The sequence below is a fragment of the Chitinophaga sp. RAB17 genome (genome assembly GCF_052114225.1).
Lineage (GTDB): Bacteria > Bacteroidota > Bacteroidia > Chitinophagales > Chitinophagaceae > Chitinophaga.
The window spans coordinates 1-19,028 of sequence record NZ_JBFREI010000011.1 but is presented as its reverse complement, the minus strand read 5'-3'; the positions used below and the strand labels follow the sequence as shown (position 1 = coordinate 19,028).

Here is a 19,028-nt window from a genome sequence, read left to right as displayed (position 1 = left end):
ATTACGAATTACGGATTTGTGGGGAGATGGTCGTGCATAATCTTCGCGTTTACGATCTCCCCACAAATTCGTAATTCGTAATTCGTAATTCGTAATTCGTAATCCGTAATTCCGTACTTTTGCGCTCTTTTAGCAATTATTTTTAAAGATGCGTGTAGCAGTTTCGAGCAATAAATTACTTTTTTCCCTGTTCCTGGGCCTTTGTGGCAGCGCTTCCGCGCAAAAGTGGACAGATAGCACCCTTATCACCCGTCATCTTGATGAGGTAATTGTACAGGAAAACAGGCTGGCAGCGCCTGTGAAGGCCATCAACCGCAATATTACCATCATTACCCGTAAGGAGATAGAGGCTTTGCCGGTATCTTCTATTACAGAGGTATTGTCATATGTACCGGGTCTGGATGTACGCCAGCGTGGACCGGAGGGCATCCAGGCGGATATAGGGATCGATGGCGGCACCTTCGACCAGACCCTGATCCTGCTAAACGGCATAAAGATCACAGATCCGCAAACAGGCCATAATATGATGAATTTGCCGGTATCCCTGGTAGATATTGATCATATTGAGGTGTTGCGTGGCGCTGCGGCCCGTATTTACGGCATCAACGCCCTTAATGGGGCCATCAACATCGTGACCCGTAAAGCCACCGAAAGCGGCCTTATTATCAACGGGAGCGGTGGTAGCAGTTTTAAAAAGAATGAAAACAATAAGCTGTATGACGCTTACAGTCTTGGTGCCAGCGGCGCCCTGGTAAAAGGCGGCAACAGCCAATCTTTATCCATTAGCCGCAACCAGGGAAACGGATATCGTTATAACACCGCATACGACAACTACCGTGCTTTTTACCAGGCGGGCTTTAATAATGATCCCCTGCACCAGTACAATGTAATGGCAGGGTTCATTAACAATAACTACGGCGCCAACGGGTTTTATGCTCCTCCGGGAGATCTGAACTCGGAAGAGACAGTAAAAACCTTCCTGGCAGCCGTCAGCAATACTTCCCGTATTACCCGCAACTGGGTGATGACGCCCCGGATCAGCTACCGCTATACTAAAGATGATTACATCTACATAAAACCCAATAAGTACCGCAATCTGCATAACACCAATGTGCTGGGTGCAGAACTGAATAATACCTTCACCACCGCCATCGGTACCTTTGGCGCCGGCGTGGAAGGACGGTATGAGCATATTAAAAGTACCAGCCTGGGTAACCACGACAGAACCAACCTGGGCCTGTCCGGTGAATACAAATCAATAGCAGACCGCCGTTTTACTTTCTCCCTCGGCGGATATCTTAATTACAATTCTTTCTATGGCTGGCAATTCTTCCCGGGTGCAGACGTGGGCTTTAATATTACCCCTGATCTGAAACTTTATGCCAATGCCGGTACTGCACAACGACTGCCTACCTATACAGACCTTTATTACAAAGGACAGGGCATTATCGGTAATGAAAACCTGGGCCCTGAAAAGGCCAGTTATGGTGAAGTGGGTATCCGTAAATTCAGTGGTAAATTCTCCTACAGCGGTTCCGTTTTCTACAGACAGATCAGCAACTTTATTGATTATGTAAAAGATACCGCAGGTGTGGCTAATCCGGCTACCATCAACTGGCAGCCACAGAATTTTCAGCGTGCAGATATGACCGGATTCAGACTCAATGCCGGATATAATACCGCACTGCAGCCGCATTATGTGTTTAATAGTATCGGTGTAAATGCCGGCTATAACTATCTTTCTCCTTCTTTCAAAGGTGATGCCCTGTCTACCAGGATCTCGCGTTACGTCATTGAAAGTTTAAGGCATCAGTTTACCGCAAATGTGCGCACAGAGCTGTTGCAGCATTTCAGCGTTTCTGCTGCGGCACGTTATTGCATGCGTATTAACTATAAAGACTATACGCTGATAGATGCGCGTATTGCGTATAAGCAATCACGTTACCAGGTATACGCAGATGCCAGCAACCTGCTGGACGTGACTTATGTGGAAGCAGGAGCCGTGATGATGCCCGGCAGATGGGTGACAGTAGGAGCGAGCTTTAAGTTGTAAGAATTACGAATTAGGAATTACGAATTACGGATTTGTGGGTAGACAACAGCAGATGATCAACATTTGGCTATCTACCCACAAATCCGTAATTCGTAATTCCTAATTCGTAATTCTCAATTCGTTATAATCCCTGCATTGATCAACCCCTTGCTGTCTCCCCGTATAAACACCGTATAAATTTTCCCGGTTTCGAGCGTGATATTACTTAGCCCTGATTCCTGCACCGGCAAAGGTTCAGCACCTTCGGCTGCACTCACCACCAGGGAAATCGTACCGGCGTTTACGTTAGTGAACGGCGCACTGTCATATGCGGATCCCTTAAGGTTGCTGCCTCCGGCGCTGCCGTATGGGATGTTGCTGTAAAGCGTGGTTTCCGTTCCATTCTGCCGGAGTTTTACACTCACGCCAGCGATGCCGGGAGCCAGATGCACAAAGCGTAATTTGGCTTTACCGGCAGCAGGGGCGGAGAGATCATCATAAAAAAGCAGCAGCGTATCTTTGGTGACATCATTTTTAGCAGGTGCTGCAAACACAGTATGGTAGTATCCGGCAATAGGACCGTTAGGACCTCCTGTAGCACTGTATGCGGCGCTGTTGCCAAACTGCCGCGATACTTTATAGGCAGTGCCGCTGCCTTCCGTAAAGTTGATCTGTACATTACCAAAAGTAGTGGCTGCATAGGGTGATGCCGTGCCTGGCAGCACTGCGGTGGCAGTCACCTTTTGTGTAAATGTCCAGAATTGTATGCCGGTGTTTTGGGTGCGTGCATTAACGAAACGTATATTGGCAGACAGTGGCGGCCGGTCTCCTGCATTCACATCCAGGTAGTCCGTTTTGCTGCAGGCGCTGAAAGCCAGTATGGTAAAGCTGCTCAGGAAGAAAGAAAGATTGTTTTTCATGAGAGAATGTTTTAAAGATTAAAAGCGTGCATATAACCTGGCAAATGGCTGTATACCTGCACTGCCATTCTGTATGCCTACAATAGAAGGATTACGCAGACCGGAAATGGCTGCATCTGAATAATCACCCAATACATTAAATGCATTGTTTACGCCCACTGTTACCTGTACTTCTTTGCTGATATGATATCCTACGGAGAAGTCAGTCACCCAGACAGGTTTCAGCTCCTGGAAATAATAATCAGGTTTGGGAAAATTGGCGTTGAGTGCTGACGCAGTAGTTACAGAGCCAAAGTAAATGGTGCGTGCCAGGAAGTTGAACCGGCGTGTATTTAAGATAGCCTGCAGCGTTATTTTTTGCTGAGGGATGTTCGTCGTAACCCTGGCTTTTTCCGACTCACTGAAAATAACATTCCTGTATTGTTCCAATCCTTTTGGAGTGTTGACAGCCGTTACTTCATTTTTCACAAAGTTGCCGCCTGCCAGCAACTGGAGACTGCTTTTGTTCAGCGGTATTTTATAACTACCGGTAAATTCAATGCCTTTGGTACGTGTGCTGAAGGCATTGTAGAAAAATTTCGCCTGCGTGGTACCGGTGGCAAGTAACAGCGCACGAACATCTGGCGGCAGATTAACATCGGTGGCGGAGAAGTTGCCGGTATTGCCCACTCTGTTTTTGATATCGATAAGATAGGCATCTACACTCAGTTCTACATTTCCTGCCGGTTGAGAGGTAATGCCGGCCGTGTATCCGTTCGATTTTTCCGGGGTAAGGGAAGGTATCCCCAGTGCTCTAGTGGCGGCATTTTTGTTGGAGGCGGTTACCTGGTCAATAGCGCGACCCTGCTGAAAACTGGTAGATGTTTCTGTATAATAGAACTGGGCCAGATCGGGTGCGCGGAAGCCACTGTTGGCGGATCCGCGAATGCTGAGCCAGGGCGCAAAGCTATACCGGGTAGCTATTTTGCCGGTGGTAACATTGCCAAAGTCTGAGAAGTTTTCTGCACGCAGTGCGCCGGATAACAACCACTTTTCTGTGATATTGAGTTCCAGGTCTACATAACCCGCTACAATGGCCCTGCTTACATTCACTTCATTGGAAGGCCGGAACCCTGCATGGATCTGTGATCCGGGCGAGAGGCCATTCAATGCAATGAGTCCTCCGTCGGTCAGATAAGGGACGCCACCCACGGTGGTATCTACGGAATAAACAGGACGAAGGTCTGCTTTACTATAGGAGGCTTCTTCACCTGCGATGATCTGATAGGTTTCTGTGCGGTATTGTGCGCCGAAGGCCAGGTTAAGGCCCTGCAGCACCTGGGGGAAGTAACGGCTGATATCCAGACTCGCCGTATTCTGAGAAGCATTGTATTTGCCGGCATCAAAAGTAGTGGGGCTTTTTGCACCCAGACTCGCATTCAATGAATTGCTGATCACGTTGCCGAAATCATTTTTGCCGTAGACATTCGATACGTCTAATTTCCATTCTCCTGCCCGCGCTTTCAGTCCAATAGCAATGGATTTATCGGTGATGGCATTATCCATGGCGGGTAAAAAGCCGTCAGGGTACAGGGAGGTGTTGTTGCGCTCTGTCCAGCCAGGGAGGCGGTATACCGCGGTAAACTGGGAGTTGCGGTGACTGATACCTCCGAATGCATATACTTCTGCCTGGTCACTAACGGGAATGGCTGTATTAAAAAAGAGCAGTGCATCTTTAGCTTTGTTGGAACCTCCGCCACGTTGATCAAAGAAGTGCCGGTCTATGCCCCGGCTTTTCAGAATGGCGTCATCAATTTCTTTGGTATAGATATTATCATAGCCGCGGGTGTTGGCGCCGCCGCCATAAATAGGACCATTGTATAATCCGGCGTCATCGCGGCCTGGCTGCAGGGATACACCCTGGGTGGCAAATTCGGCGGTGGCATTGAGGTAGCCGCCGCGGGAGCCGATCTTTACACCATAGTTTATATTGGAACGGGTGCTGGCGCCATCGCCTCTGCGGCGGATGCTGCCGGTAGTGCTGACAATCACATTGGAAGATTGCTTCTTCAATACGATGTTGATGACACCGGCAATGGCATCAGAGCCGTATTGCGCGGCGGCGCCATCCCGCAGTATTTCAATACGCTCTATGGCGCCGGCGGGGATGGAGTTAAGATCATAGCCGGTGGCGCCGTTGCCCAGGCCGCCCCAGTTTACATTGGAGCTTTTATGCCGGCGCTTGCCGTTTACCAGTACCAGCAACTGGTCTACACCCAATCCTTTAAGCTGTGCCAGACTGAGGGCAGAACCTGCATCGCCTGCATTGCTGCCATTTACGGAATGGAAGGAGGGGGATACATACTGCAACAGCTGTGTGATGCTGGTTTGCGGGGCTGCTTCCTGCAGTGATTTAATATCGATGACATCTACGGGTACCGGTGAGTTCAGCTTGGTACGGTTCGCACTGCGGGAACCTACAATCTGTACTTCGCCCAGTTGTTTGGTTGTATCTGTCAGGTGTTTGTCCTGTGCTGATAGTGTTGCTGAGAGCAGCAGCAGAGGGGAGATGACCGGCAGTATAATTTTTTTCATGCCCTGGTTGATTTTTATGGTTAATGATGTGTGACTTTAAAACGATCATCTGTCAGCGCTACCAGGAAGTTTTCCAGGTCTGTCATTTCCTGCTGGCTCAGGTTCAGTGGTTTGTTGAGCGACAGATCCCTGTTGATGCCATCATGTACAATGTTGTTGGGTTCATTGTAATAGGCAATGACTTCCTTTAGTGTTTTGAACATACCGTTATGCATATACGGAGCGGTAACGGCTACATTCCGCAAGCTGGGGACTTTAAAGAAACCCATATGGGCGCTGTCTTTCGTGGCTTCATACCGGCCTGCATCTTTTAGGCTGGTACCGTTATAAAGACCGATGTTTTTGAAACGATCCGCTGTAAAATCTTCTCCCGAATGACAATTATTGCAATTGGCTTTACCAATAAACAAAAGGCGGCCCCGTATAGCCGATAGCGTTAGTGCGCTGTCGTTGCCGGCAATGTAGCGGTCATAGGGGCTGTTGGCAGTTTCCAGGGTACGTTCAAAAGCAGCGATGGCCTGGAGTACATTTTTAGTGGTGGCCGGACTGTTGAATACCTGTTGGAAATAAAGCCGGTAGCTTTCCTGGTCATTCAGCCGCTGTACGGCTTCTTCAATAGGCAGGCCCATTTCATCGGGATTGATGATGGGTTGTAATGCCTGATCTTCCAGGGTGGCTGCTCTGCCATCCCAGAAAAAGTTAGGGCGACCGGAAAGGTTGGTAATGCCAGGTGTGTTTCTTTTGGTAGGTGTATGATGGATGCCTTTGCTGAAGGCAATAGTGTCTGCAAATCCAAATTGAGGAATGTGACAGGAAGCGCAGCTTACACTGCGATCTTTTGACAATAAGGGATCAAAGAACAGCTTTTCTCCCAGTTGGGCCTTGCCAGGTGGATCGCCAGACCGTGGGCCGGTATTGAATCCCGCGATGATAACGCCTGCACATAGCATGCCCGGTAAAATGAATATCATTTTTCTCAGCTTCATGGTGGTAAAAGTTATGGAGGGCATAAAATGCCCGGTAGCAACATGGGGGTTGCGAAAAAATATTGGTCGATTAAAGTGTTGTGTTGCTGTAAGGAGGCTGTAAAAAAGAAATGGTTATTGGCATTCCCGGGAGCATGGGCGGGAGTGCCCGTGCTCCCCAGGAATTATTATAATGGGGTAGTAAAAAATGAACGAATTATTTGGCTGTTGCTACCAGTACTACATCCAGATCAAAGTCATCATAGATGGCTTTGTCGCCGATGCCTTCAAAGAAGCTCTTGGAACCGTATTTAATATTGTATTTGGTACGATCCACTTTAATAGCTGCTTTCGCAGTGAGCTTGTTGCCGGCAACAGTTACGGTTGCAGGAAAGGTAACAGGGTTGGTGATGCCTTTGATAGTCAGGTTGCCGGTTACTTCGTAGTTGCCGCCGCCTTTGGAAGTTACGCTGGTAGTAGCAAAAGTTGCTGCTGGAAATTTCTCTACAGAGAAGAAGTCTTCACTCTTCAGATGTCCGAGTAATTTCGCGTTGCCGCCTTCATCTTTAATATCAGTAACAGCAATGGTGCGGGTGTCCAGTGAAAAAGTACCACCTTTCAGTACATTGCTTTCTACTTCCAGTTTACCATCGGCTACATTGATGGTGCCCTGGTGTTGGCCGGTTACTTTTTTGCCGGTCCAGCTCAGTTTACTCTCTTTAGCGTCTACCTGGAAAACAGTTGCTTTCCGGGCTGAGGCAGATTTGGTTGGTTTTTCTCCTTTGTTGACAGTAGCAGGTGTAGTGAAAGACATCAGAAAGATGGATCCTCCAATAAAGAACAGAGATGCTAATCGTTGCATATGTTGTGTGTTTAAATTTGGTGCGAATTTAAGGTGGACTGGCGGATTAGCGGTTACGAGATCCGGAAATTAATGTTAAAGTTATTTTTCCGCTATGAGTTCATCCAGATCATGGTTCCATTTGGCCACATAATCTTTGTAATACTGGCCCGTCACTTCGCCGGTATACCCGGTATGTATTTGTCTTACTTCCCCTTTACGGTCTATGATAATGGTGGTAGGGAAGGCCATCATGCGGTTGAGCGCTGGTAGCTTTTCTGACGCCACTTTCTTATCAGCAATGCCACCAAAAAGAATATCATATTGAATGTTGTATTTCTCTTTTAACTTACCTAATGTGTACTTCGCATATTCCAGGTCATCTTTCTGTTCAAAGCCAATGGCAATGGCTTCTACACCACGGTCTTTGTTTTTGTTATACCAGGGCGACAGGAAAGAGGTTTGATCGGTGCAGTTAGGGCACCAGGTACCGATAATTTCTACAATGACCACTTTGCCTTTATACTTGTCATCGCTCAGGGAAACGTTGTTGCCGCTGAGGTCAGGCAGGGTGAAGTCCAGTTTTTTATAACCTTCTTTCAGGAAAGTAAGCTTGTAAGGATCCGGCAGTTCGGCGGCGGCATTTTTTTCTCCGTCAAACCGGATGTTGTTATAAATGCCTAAGCTGATTTCGCCGGTGAGTGATTTATCGTCATTCACTTTTCCTTTAATGTAGATGGGGCTGGGGCCGGTGAAGCCGGACAGTTCAAAATCATCTCCATGAACGGTCCCTTCCAGTTCGCGGCTGTCGCCTACTACCGACATGATAACACCGGTTAACTTGTTGCCTTCCTGTTTCAGTAAGCCAATACGATTGGGAGTAGGCTCTTTGCTGGCTATTTTCAGTTCCCACTTGCCGCTGATATCAAAGGCAGGAGCGGCTTCTGTGCCAGGTTCCGCAAAGCGGTAGTTTTGCCCGTGTGCAGCAGTAAAGGGTAATGCATTGCCCCGGAAGTTAGGTACGAGGCTTCTGTATTCTCCTGAAATTTTACCGTCAGACTCAATGTGCGCCACCAGGGCGGCATCATAGGTATTCATCTTTATAAATAAAGAATCGTTGCCGAGGCGTTCCACATGGAAGTTATCCCGCCTTGTGCCGTTGATCAGTGTAAAAACAGCATGTTCGGGGTCTTTGCCTTTTAACTCAAAATTAAAGGGTACCTGGGATTCGCTGAGGGTGAATACACCGCGCCAGATGCCTTGTTTTACGAATGGTTTTTTAGGGGCAGCGAACGAGTGGTTGCTGAACAATCCTGCCACCATCAGGCCGGTTAAAAATAAGTGCTTATGCGTTTTCATGATTGTATATTATTGGTTGAACAATGCAAGTCGATGCCGGTCCTGGTGGGGCGACTAAGCGGTGCTACAAATAAAACTGGTGGTAAATACTGATGGAGTGGTGGCTTTATCAGCGGTGGTAAAACAAAGATAAAGTGGACTTTTATTATTTCCAAATAAAAGTCTATTAATTTTGTAGACTATTCGTTTGAGCGGAAGCAGAAGGCAGAAAGCAAAAAGCTATTTTCGGGGATGATAGGAGTGGAGAATTAATTTGACAGCACTTTTTCGTTTGTAAAAGGAGCAAAAAAAACAGGTATATCATCGCTTTTATCATCCGCGAAAATAGCTTTTTGCTTTCTGCCTTCTGCTTTCTGCTCAAAAAAGGGTTATTTTTGCGGTTTAAACCTCCTGACTTGAGTAATTCTGTTTTTTTAATAACACCGCCATTTACACAGTTGAACACGCCGTACCCGGCCACTGCTTACCTGAAAGGATTTCTGAACACCAAAGCTATTACCTCCTTCCAGGCGGATCTGGGTATCGAAGTCACCTTGCGTTTATTTTCAAAACAGGGACTGGAACAGTTGTTTGCACATATTGCGGCGGCCCCGCCGGTAGCGGCTTCTGAGAATATAGCCCGGATGCTGGTATTACAGGAGGATTATATACAAACCATTGACGCCGTTATTTTATTTTTACAGGGAAAGAATCCTACGCTGGCACATCTGATCTGTAAGCGTGATTATTTACCGGAAGCCTCGCGTTTTGCGCAGCTCGATGATCTGAACTGGGCCTTTGGTTCCATGGGGTCACAGGACAAAGCCAAACACCTGGCAACGATGTACCTGGAAGATTTATCGGATCTGATCATGGCCTGCGTGGATCCACATTTTGGTTTCAGCCGGTATGCAGAGCGACTAAGCCGTTCCGCCAATAGTTTTGATGAACTGTATGACGCCTTGCAGGCGGAGTATACTTATATAGACAGTATTTTAACAGACCTGCTGGCTACGCATATGGAACAGGTACAACCTGCTATGGTGGCTATTTCTGTGCCTTTTCCGGGCAATCTCTATTCGGCATTGCGTTGCGGACAATGGGTGAAAAAGCATTATCCTGCCGTAAAAGTGGCCATGGGCGGTGGTTTTCCTAATACAGAGCTGCGCTCGCTGGCTGATGCCCGTGTGTTTGAATTCGTGGATTTCATTACCCTGGACGACGGAGAAGCCCCGATAGAAAACCTGTTACTGTTCCTGGAAGGGAAAAAGACAGCGGAGGAACTGAAACGTACTTTCCTGTTAACAGAAGAGAAAGTAACGTATATCAACAGTAAAGCCACCCATGATTATAAACAGGCGCAACTGGGTACACCGGATTACAGCGACCTGCTGCTGGATAAATATATTTCCGCGATAGAAGTAGTCAACCCTATGCACAGCCTGTGGAGTGATGGCCGCTGGAATAAGCTCACCATGGCGCATGGCTGCTATTGGGGCAAATGTACTTTCTGCGATATTTCTCTTGATTATATAAAGATCTACGAGCCCATCACGGCCTCGCTGTTATGCGACCGGATGGAAGCGATCATTGCACAAACGGGGCAGAACGGATTCCACTTTGTGGATGAAGCGGCGCCACCGGCGCTGATGCGTGCGCTGGCACTGGAAATTATCCGCCGTAAGCTCACCGTGAGCTGGTGGACTAACGTGCGTTTTGAAAAAAGCTTTACACGTGACCTTTGCCTGTTGCTCAAAGCATCGGGCTGTATTGCCATTTCCGGCGGACTGGAAGTTGCTTCCGACCGTTTGCTGGGACTGATACAAAAAGGCATCACGGTAGCCCAGGTGGCGCGTGTAAACCGCCATTTTACGGAAGCAGGCATCATGGTGCACGCATACCTGATGTACGGGTTTCCGACGCAAACCGCGCAGGAAACGATCGACGCCCTGGAGATGGTGCGACAGATGTTCCAGGCAGGAATCCTGCAATCTGCTTTCTGGCACCAGTTTACCATGACGGCGCACAGCCCTGTTGGACTGGACCCTGCGAAGTTCAACGTGCAAAAAGAAACTGAAGAAACCGGCACCTTTGCCAACAATGATATCATGCATATTGATCCTACCGGTGCGGATCACGAATCTTTCAGCTATGGACTGAAAAAGTCGTTGTTGAATTATATGCATGGCGCCTGCTTTGATTACCCGCTTTCCAAATGGTTTGAATTTAAAGTACCCAAAACATCGGTGCATCCTGATTTTATCACCACGGCACTGATGGAAGAAGAAGCAGGCACTATAAAGCCAACTTCCAAAGTTGTATACCTGGGCAAACAGCCGTCCATGGAAATTATTACCAAATCAAAGAAGGGCGCCTCCTGGGAAATGTCTTCCTTAACATTCCAGAGTAAAAAAGAAAAAGTAAATATCAGCGTACAGCCACCACAGGGCGTATGGTTAACAACAATGCTACAGGAGCTGGCGGTAGCCAATCCTAAAACGTATACCCTGCAGGAAGTGAAAGACAGCTATGAAGCAGCAGGGCTGGACGATTTTGAACTCTTCTGGGATAATAAACCAGTTAATACCTTGCATAAGCTGGGGCTGCTGAAGATATAGCGAAACAGCTGTTAGCCTTTAGCTTTTAGCTTTTAGGTAATGCGAAGAACGACATATGATAATCTCCGCTGCATTGTCTAACAGCTAACAGCTAAAGGCTAACAGCTAAAAAGGCTAACAGCTAAAAAAATCTTTACCGGGGTTTTTCCCGGTATCAGTCATGAGGAAAAAGTTAAATATTTGTTTCCACTAAACTGACCTAACAATGAGTGATCAAATGTCCCTTGCCGGCTACGGTTGTGATAGCCAGGGCCACCTGAACCCTACCACCGAACAGCTGGACTACAACATGCCGTTTACCCAGGATCCGCAAACCTTTGGTATGCCGATTACTGTTGCGGCTTATTTTGGTATGCTAAACAGCTTTTACGAATTGCTGTTAAGCAATCCGGCTTTGCTGGCAGCTTTTCAGGGAACTTTCTTTGTTGATTTCAGCAAGGCATCGCTGTTACGTATTCTCAGCCAGGAAGGATGTGAATACATTCGTTTTCACTTTGCTGTGCCTGAAGCAAATAAGAAAATCAGTCTTTCGGCAGAAGGGCTCACTGCGAACATGGAGCAGGTAGGTTATGCGGCGTTACTTGCCAAAGCTACTACCAACAACATGGCACACTTCACCGGTGATCCTAAAATTGAAGAAAGAGGTAATGGAAAAAATCCGCCACCTCCTGAATTGAAGCATTTGTTTGATTTGTTAAAAGCGCAGGGCTCTCCATTGGCTACTGCGGATCTGGATACTTTATTTCAACCTATATAGCATTTAAACTTTTGTGCCGATGAACGGATGGGTGTATGCTTATTATGTATTGCTCGTAGCCTGCTTTATTATCAGCCTATTTCACCTGGAACACAGGGAAGTAAAGATATTAAGCGTGCTGCTGGGGGTATCTATTATTACAGAAGTAATAGTTGAGTTGATCGGCACAGAAGGTTTAGGTTTCTTTATAGTATATCATTTCTTTGTGGTGCTGGAATATAGTCTGATAACAATTATTCTCCGATCAGGAATCAAGGATTACCGATGGCGGTTATTAATGGGCGTTTCTATTTTTATATTCGGAATAGTGTCCCTTTTTTACAGCTTTGTATTGGGTGGGTGGCATGCCTTTCCTGGCATCAATATCACGATAGAGAGCTTCCTGGTCATCTGCTGGTGCCTTTTATCCTTTTTTTCTATAACCCCGGATAGTGAAGCGTCTATATTCCGGCACCCTGTTTTTTGGCTAACCCTTGCTTTCTTTATTTATTTCGCGGCATCTGTCAGCGTAAATGCTTTTTACAACCTGTTGCTGGAGAATGATACCGCCAGGGCAAGGCATTTTTTCGCAGTATTGAACTCATTATCCAATTACCTGTTGTATATTATGCTGATAAAAGGCGTCGTATGCTTCCGGTCAAACAGGATCTCTTTGTAGCTGTGATTTTTATTTCACTGTTGGTTACCATCATGGGACTGGTGGTTGTATCTGCAGTGATTAGTTATAAAAAGAAGCAAGATGCTTACTTACATCAGCTTAAGTTAATGAAGGAAGATTACGACAAACAGTTAATGTGGTCCCAGATTGAAATGCAGGAAGAAGCCTTTGCCCACCTTGGACAGGAACTGCATGACGATATTGGCCAACTACTGAGCAGCACCAAGCTCCTGATAAATGTTACCCAACGGAGCATGAAGGAAATTCCGGACACCCTGCAAATAGCGGAAGATACCCTGAGTACAGCTATTCAGCATCTGCGGGCGCTCTCCAAATCTTTCAGCCGGCAATGGCTCGACCAGTTCAGTCTGATCGAAAACCTGAAAGCGGAAGTGGAACGGATCAATTCCAGCAGGGCTATACAAGTGAAGTTTACCCATGAACTGATGGTACTGCCACTACAGGCGGAACCTCAGATCATTTTGTTTCGTATCATACAGGAAGCCATGCAAAACTGTATCAAACATGCCCGCCCACAGGTGATTGATATCAGTATCAGAACAGCAGATCAACAACTCATCCTCCTTATCGCTGATGACGGCTCCGGCTTTGATAAAGCCAGCATGTCATCCATCGGTATGGGTATCCGTAATATGCAGCACCGTACCAGTTTACTTGGCGGCAATATCCGCTGGGAAGTTACTACCGCCGGTGGCACCGCAGTATTGATCACATTACCCCTTGAATAATTTTTATGAACATCAACATTGGCATTGCAGACGATCATCAGCTATTTCTTAAATCACTCAGTTTGCTGATCAGTGGCTTCAGTGGATTCCAGATAGTAGCAGAAGCTATGAATGGAAAGGAAATGCTGGACAAATTAGCCCACCTGCCGGCAGCACCGGATATCCTGTTACTGGATGTAAACATGCCGGTGATGGATGGCGCCAAAACCACCGAAGCCGTACTTAAGTTATATCCCACCGTTAAAGTAGTGGCCCTGTCTATGAAAGACAATGATGCTACTATCATCGAAATGCTGAAAGCAGGTTGCTGCGCCTATCTCCTGAAAGATATTCATCCAACGGAACTGGAAAAAGCATTACGTGAAATTTTTACTACCGGCATCTATTACAACGATGCTTCCAATGTCAACTACCGCCGCCTGTTGTTACAATCAGAGCAAAAACAAACGCTTACCGACCGGGAACGGGAGTTTCTCAGCCTGGCCTGCAGCGACCTTACCTATAAGGCGATTGCCGCTAAAATGAATGTAACAGAAAGAACAGTAGACGGCTACCGGGAAATATTATTTAATAAGCTGAACGTGCAAAGCCGCACCGGCATGGTGCTGGAAGCTTTACGCCGTCAGTTGGTAACGCTGTAGCAATGTGTTACTATCAAAAAGGAACGGGGATCATATCATATGATCCCCGTTCCTTTTATATGCTACGGCTTCCGGTTTTACCGCTATAACTCCTCCGTTTACCGCTTTTTCCAAGGCGTTCGCCTTTTTGTCAGCGGTCGTCAGCGGTGTTGTTGTATTTTCGATCGTCAATTAAAACCAAATCTGCTTTAGATGAACAATCAACAACAGTCGTCTGACCCCATTCTGGAAGTGAGTCAGCTGAATGTCCGCTATGGCACTTTCCAGGCGGTAAAAGAAGTTTCCTTCGCGGTACATGGTGGTGAAATATTCGGTTTGCTGGGGCCTAACGGTGCTGGCAAAACGAGCACGCTCAGTGCCATTGAAGGATTGTTACGCCCTGTTTCCGGTAGTGTTTCCGTAGCCGGTTTCAATACGCAGGAAAAACCCTTGCATGCCCGCGCCAATATGGGCGTGCAGTTACAGGCTACCAGCTTTCAGCCGGAGCTGACCATCGCCGAAATTATCCGGCTCTTTGCCAGCATTTATGGGGTAGATCTGAATGATGAGAAGGTAAAGCAAAAGCTGTCGGAGATCAGCCTGGAAGATGCGGCCGGTAAAAAAATATCGGAACTCTCCGGAGGTCAGCAACAACGGGTATCGCTGGTGATATCCACCATTCACGATCCGCAGCTGGTACTCCTGGATGAACCCACCACCGGACTGGACCCACAGTCAAGGCGGCAGTTGTGGGAAAGGATAGAACACTTCCGTAACAACGGCCATGCCGTATTGCTCACCACGCATTCCATGGAAGAGGCGGAAGCCATCTGCGACCGCATTGCTATCATCGACCACGGGCATATCATTGCGATTGATACACCGGAGGCATTAATAGAAAAGCATCGTCATGATCCGGAAGTACTGAAAGTAGTACGGAAGGGGAAAGTGACCCTGGAAGATGTATTTATTGGTTTAACCGGCACCGCAGTTCGCCCATAATTAAACGCGCTTAACATGGAAACAAGAATACCTAAAAATTCTGCCGTGATGTCCGCCCTGCTGCGGGCAGATTTCACCACACTCTGGCGCAACCGCCGCTCTTTTCGCCTGGTGCTGATCGTACCATTGATTATACTGGTTTCCTGGAAAGGACTGATCGATAAACTGGGCGGCGTATTTGTACTCTCTGCCTGTATTACCATCGGGCTTACCAGTATAGGTCTGATGGGTTACTCCAACAGTATTGCGCGTGATCGCGACAGGGGCGTATTTCAGCGGCTACGGGTAGGCCCCGTTTCGGCCTGGACAATTATGATCAGCCGTATATCCGTACAGATAGCGATGATTGTGCTGATGACAATATTGGTTTTTATAGTCGGATATTTTGTAGATCATATAAAGATATCGCCTGCCGGTTATGTGGCCGGTTTATTAATGGCTGTGCTGGGAGGTGCTGTGTACCTGGGTTTGGGGCAGGCAATTGTAGGACGCATTAAAAATCCTGACACCGTAAACTCCACTACGCGGCTGGTTTATTTTGTTTTTATTATGATCGGGATGTTTGGAGAATTTGGAGTGCTGGGAGATGTCATAGAAAAAATAGTGATCTGGTCGCCATATGGAGTGGTAAGAAAAATACTGGCGGCGAGCCTGGATCCGGCTACCTGGAAGCTGGAAACAACCTATGCGCTGCTGGCTTCCATTGCCTATACTATCATTTTTGTGATACTGGGAGTGAAGTGGTTTAAGTGGGAGAGTAAGTAGCGGGTATTGTATTTACAGGGAGATGGATACCTGCTCCATCTCCCTGTAATAGCTGTAATATTTACTTCGTTGCCGTCATTTTTGAGTTGAGGAATTCCCATTCATTGATGTGGGCATTCCGGTGTTCCTTTTTTACAATAGCATCAAAGCCGGCTAACAGGTCCCGGTGAGCGGCAGCCACATTATGTTCTTCTGATTTGTCGTTGTTGAGATCATATAATTCCCAGGCTGCGTCCGGGTTTTTCTTCAATCCGTTTTTTATGGCTTTCCATTGGCCCATACGGATAGCTACTGCGCCACCGTTCTCCGGATATTCAAAGTAGATATATTTTCTGCTGGCTTGTTGCCCGTGTTTGCCGGTCATTTCCGGGAGCAGGGATATGCCGTCATTGGCGGGAGCGGAGATACCGGCAATGTCTGCAAACGTAGCCATCATATCATATTGTACGCCTGGCAGCTCAGATGTTTTGCCGGCAGGGATTTTCCCCGGCCACCTGGCAATGAATGGTTCCCGGATACCTCCCTCATAAAGGTCCATTTTAAGCCCTTTAAGGCCGCCGACACTATTGAAGAAGGCTGGGTCCACACCACCGTTAAATGTGGTGCCGTTATCGCTGGAAAACAGGATAATGGTATTGTCGTCCAATCCCATGCTGGCCACCAGGTTCATGATGATGCCTATTTGTGTATCCAGGTAGGTGATCATGGCTGCGTAGGCAGACAATGGATATTTATGCGGGGTATATCCCCGTTGTCCGTAATAGGGCTTTTCATTGAATTGTCCGATGTATTGCTTCAATGCACTATCAGGCACCTGCAGGGAAACATGAGGTATCGTATAGGGCAGATAGAGGAAGAAAGGCGCCGAATGATTTGATTTAATAAACTGAGTAGCTTTTTTCGTCATCTCATCTACCGCATAATCTTTTCCTTTATAGTAATCAAAATCGCTGTCGGTGGCCGTTGCGGGCTGCAATGATTTATGTACGTTGATGAAGGTGTTGTGCAGACTGTCGGCTTTACCATTTTCCCACAGGTGGGTAGGGTAGTAGTTATGTGCCTGCTTTTGATCCAGGTAGCCGTAGAAATAGTTGAAGCCCTGTTTGTTGGGATCACCACTGCTATACTGCATGCCCAGTCCCCATTTGCCAATGGCAGCAGTGGTATATCCGGCCTGTTGCAACATGCGGCCGATGGTCACGGTACCTTCCGGCAGCGGCATTTGTCCACCTTCCAGTGAATCAGCAAAACCGCCCATTTCGTAATTACCCCTGATATAAGAATGTCCGCCATGGCGGCCGGTAAGCAACATGCAACGGGCCGGTGCACAAACCGGTGTGCTGGTATAAAACTGGTTGAAGTGAATGCCTTCTGCAGACAGCCGGTCAAGGTTAGGCGTCTTTATTTTCTGCTGACCATAAGGGCCTGTTTCGGCATAGCCCAGGTCGTCGGCATAAATAAATATGATATTGGGTTTTTGCCTGGCCGTTGTAGCTTTTTTGCTTTGTGCCACGACCATCATGCCCGGCAGGACAGCCAAAGTTAGCAGGAGGATTCTTCTTACCATAACAATCAAAATATTTGCGTTAAGATAAACACGTTATGGTAGAATAACTATGGGAGCAGCATTTATTGCGCAAGCGTTTGCGTACGGATAATCACTTCATCGATCCGGTGGTGATCCATTTTCCTGATTTCAAAAGTGACCTGGTTCAGCATTATTTTTTCACCCGCCTGTGGGATATGTCTTAGTTTACCGATCAGCAAACCAGCGATGGTGATATCTTCTTTTTCGTATTCCCGCAGCCACTCATAATTGAGTGTTTCCCGGATATAGCTCAGCTTCGTATAGCCATAGGTCAGCCAGCTTTTATCCGGTTGTTGTACCAGGAAGCGTTCCGTAGCGTTGAATCCGGGGAGACTGCCACCCAGCAGACCGGCCACAATATCATGGTAAGAGAGAAGGCCCTGGCATTCCCCGAATTCATTGAGCACAATGCCCATATTGGTGCCTTCCCGCCTCAGTTGCTGGAAGATATCATATACTGCCTGGTTGGGCGCCAGAAAAGAAATAGGGGCGAGGATATCCGCCAGGGCTTTATCCGGATACAGGAGAAAATCCTTTGCACCCAATGCGCCTAAGACTTCCTTTTTATCGTTCAATACCGGAAACGTGCGGTGGATACTACGTTTAATCGTTTCCGTTACTTCCTCCCGGCTCATGCTTTCTTTCACATAGGTGATCATGGAAGCAGGTGTCATAATGTTTTCCGCCATGAGGTCATAGGCAGAAAAGAGATTTTTATGTAACGTGAGTTCGCCTTTGTCGATTAATCCCTGTTTATAAGCTGCTGTAAGCATACTGCGTATATCGTTCTCCGTGAGTTTCTCTTCCCGGATGGTATTAATCGAAAACAGGCCCAGTATAAGCTTGGTACTCGCCGTGAGCAGTTTAATAAACGGATAAGTTACTTTGGAGAAGATGATCATAGACGGCGTGATCAGGTAGGAGGTTTTGAGCGGGTCCAGTAGTGCAAGGGTTTTAGGAATCAGTTCCCCGATCACAATGGTCAGGTAAGTAATACCGCCCACACCCACTACCAAAGCTGTTAAATGCGCCCCGTAGGGATGCATACCCCATTTGAAGAAAACCGGTTCCAGCCATGCTGCCATCAGATCGCCACCGTAAAGCCCTTCCAGAATGCCTACCAGCGTAATACCTACCTGCACCGCACTCAGGAATTCATCGGGTTCTTTAATGAGGTTAAGCACGTTCAAGGCTTTCCTGTTGCCGTTATCCGCCTGTTGCTGCAGGATATTTTTATCTACGGATATCAGTCCGATCTCGGCAATGGAGAAGTAGAAGTTGAGCGCAATAAGTACAAGTATAATGATGATGGAAGCCATAAGGAGGGCGGTTTTGTTCTTACTAACAACAGTGGGTCGTTATTGTTTATGCTATTGGTTTTCAATAGCAATGAACATGCCGGGTGAAAAAATAGTGGAGTAAAATTTTGGAAAAATAAAATGGGGATGTATATTTGCAACCCCTGACACGATATCAGTTGCCCAGATGGCGAAATTGGTAGACGCACTGTGTTCAGGTCGCAGCGCTCGCAAGGGTGTGCTGGTTCGAATCCAGTTCTGGGCACGAAAGTGGACAAATCGAGATTACTCTTGGTTTGTCCA

15 protein-coding genes and 1 tRNA gene are annotated in these 19,028 nt (G+C 47.2%); 9 read left to right on the top strand and 7 right to left on the bottom strand.

The features are described 5' to 3' along the window. Positions 1-148 precede the first annotated feature (148 nt). On the top strand, positions 149-2,053 hold the full coding sequence (locus tag AB4Z08_RS28010; protein ID WP_441577096.1) for a TonB-dependent receptor plug domain-containing protein: 1,905 nt from the start codon (positions 149-151) through the stop codon (positions 2,051-2,053). A 113-nt stretch (positions 2,054-2,166) separates the two neighbouring features. Here AB4Z08_RS28010 and AB4Z08_RS28005 read toward each other — a convergent pair whose 3' ends face one another. The 5 genes from AB4Z08_RS28005 to AB4Z08_RS27985 form a co-directional block, all read right to left on the bottom strand. Next, positions 2,167-2,952 (bottom strand): DUF4397 domain-containing protein, encoded by a 786-nt coding sequence (locus AB4Z08_RS28005; protein ID WP_441577095.1) that lies wholly within the window; start codon positions 2,950-2,952, stop codon positions 2,167-2,169. Between the two features lie 18 nt (positions 2,953-2,970). Continuing rightward, positions 2,971-5,526, bottom strand: a complete 2,556-nt coding sequence (locus AB4Z08_RS28000) for a TonB-dependent receptor plug domain-containing protein (protein ID WP_441577094.1) — start codon at positions 5,524-5,526, stop codon at positions 2,971-2,973. Between the two features lie 20 nt (positions 5,527-5,546). Further along, positions 5,547-6,512: a cytochrome-c peroxidase gene (locus AB4Z08_RS27995; RefSeq protein ID WP_441577093.1), complete on the bottom strand. Its 966-nt coding sequence runs from the start codon at positions 6,510-6,512 to the stop codon at positions 5,547-5,549. Positions 6,513-6,708: 196 nt separating this feature from the next. Further along, positions 6,709-7,353, bottom strand: coding sequence for a YceI family protein (locus tag AB4Z08_RS27990; RefSeq protein ID WP_441577092.1), 645 nt, complete (start codon positions 7,351-7,353; stop codon positions 6,709-6,711). Between the two features lie 81 nt (positions 7,354-7,434). Beyond that, positions 7,435-8,691 carry a peroxiredoxin family protein gene (locus AB4Z08_RS27985; RefSeq protein ID WP_441577091.1) on the bottom strand — a complete coding sequence of 419 codons (1,257 nt, stop codon included), beginning with the start codon at positions 8,689-8,691 and terminating at the stop codon, positions 7,435-7,437. Between the two features lie 395 nt (positions 8,692-9,086). Here AB4Z08_RS27985 and AB4Z08_RS27980 point away from each other — a divergent pair, with 395 nt between their 5' ends. The 7 genes from AB4Z08_RS27980 to AB4Z08_RS27950 all read left to right on the top strand — a co-directional run bounded on the left by AB4Z08_RS27980 (position 9,087) and on the right by AB4Z08_RS27950 (position 15,839). Continuing rightward, positions 9,087-11,288 (top strand): B12-binding domain-containing radical SAM protein, encoded by a 2,202-nt coding sequence (locus AB4Z08_RS27980; RefSeq protein ID WP_441577090.1) that lies wholly within the window; start codon positions 9,087-9,089, stop codon positions 11,286-11,288. 205 nt (positions 11,289-11,493) lie between these two features. Continuing rightward, positions 11,494-12,045, top strand: coding sequence for a hypothetical protein (locus AB4Z08_RS27975; RefSeq protein WP_441577089.1), 552 nt, complete (start codon positions 11,494-11,496; stop codon positions 12,043-12,045). Positions 12,046-12,064: 19 nt separating this feature from the next. Next, positions 12,065-12,703: a hypothetical protein gene (locus AB4Z08_RS27970; RefSeq protein ID WP_441577088.1), complete on the top strand. Its 639-nt coding sequence runs from the start codon at positions 12,065-12,067 to the stop codon at positions 12,701-12,703. Then, positions 12,673-13,452 (top strand): sensor histidine kinase, encoded by a 780-nt coding sequence (locus tag AB4Z08_RS27965; protein WP_441577087.1) that lies wholly within the window; start codon positions 12,673-12,675, stop codon positions 13,450-13,452. The genes AB4Z08_RS27970 and AB4Z08_RS27965 overlap by 31 nt, the downstream gene beginning before the upstream one ends. 5 nt (positions 13,453-13,457) lie before the next feature. Continuing rightward, positions 13,458-14,093, top strand: a complete 636-nt coding sequence (locus AB4Z08_RS27960; RefSeq protein WP_441577086.1) for a response regulator — start codon at positions 13,458-13,460, stop codon at positions 14,091-14,093. 192 nt (positions 14,094-14,285) lie between these two features. Then, positions 14,286-15,074, top strand: a complete 789-nt coding sequence (locus tag AB4Z08_RS27955) for an ABC transporter ATP-binding protein (RefSeq protein ID WP_441577085.1) — start codon at positions 14,286-14,288, stop codon at positions 15,072-15,074. Between the two features lie 15 nt (positions 15,075-15,089). After that, positions 15,090-15,839 (top strand): ABC transporter permease, encoded by a 750-nt coding sequence (locus AB4Z08_RS27950; protein WP_441577084.1) that lies wholly within the window; start codon positions 15,090-15,092, stop codon positions 15,837-15,839. A 61-nt stretch (positions 15,840-15,900) separates the two neighbouring features. Here the strand turns inward: AB4Z08_RS27950 and AB4Z08_RS27945 are convergent, their stop codons facing one another. Then, positions 15,901-17,406, bottom strand: a complete 1,506-nt coding sequence (locus AB4Z08_RS27945) for an arylsulfatase (RefSeq protein ID WP_441577083.1) — start codon at positions 17,404-17,406, stop codon at positions 15,901-15,903. Positions 17,407-17,468: 62 nt separating this feature from the next. Then, positions 17,469-18,746, bottom strand: a complete 1,278-nt coding sequence (locus AB4Z08_RS27940; protein WP_441577082.1) for a hemolysin family protein — start codon at positions 18,744-18,746, stop codon at positions 17,469-17,471. Positions 18,747-18,906: 160 nt separating this feature from the next. On the opposite strand from AB4Z08_RS27940, the gene AB4Z08_RS27935 reads away from it, so the two are divergent. Next, positions 18,907-18,990, top strand: a tRNA-Leu gene (locus AB4Z08_RS27935). Positions 18,991-19,028 lie beyond the last annotated feature (38 nt).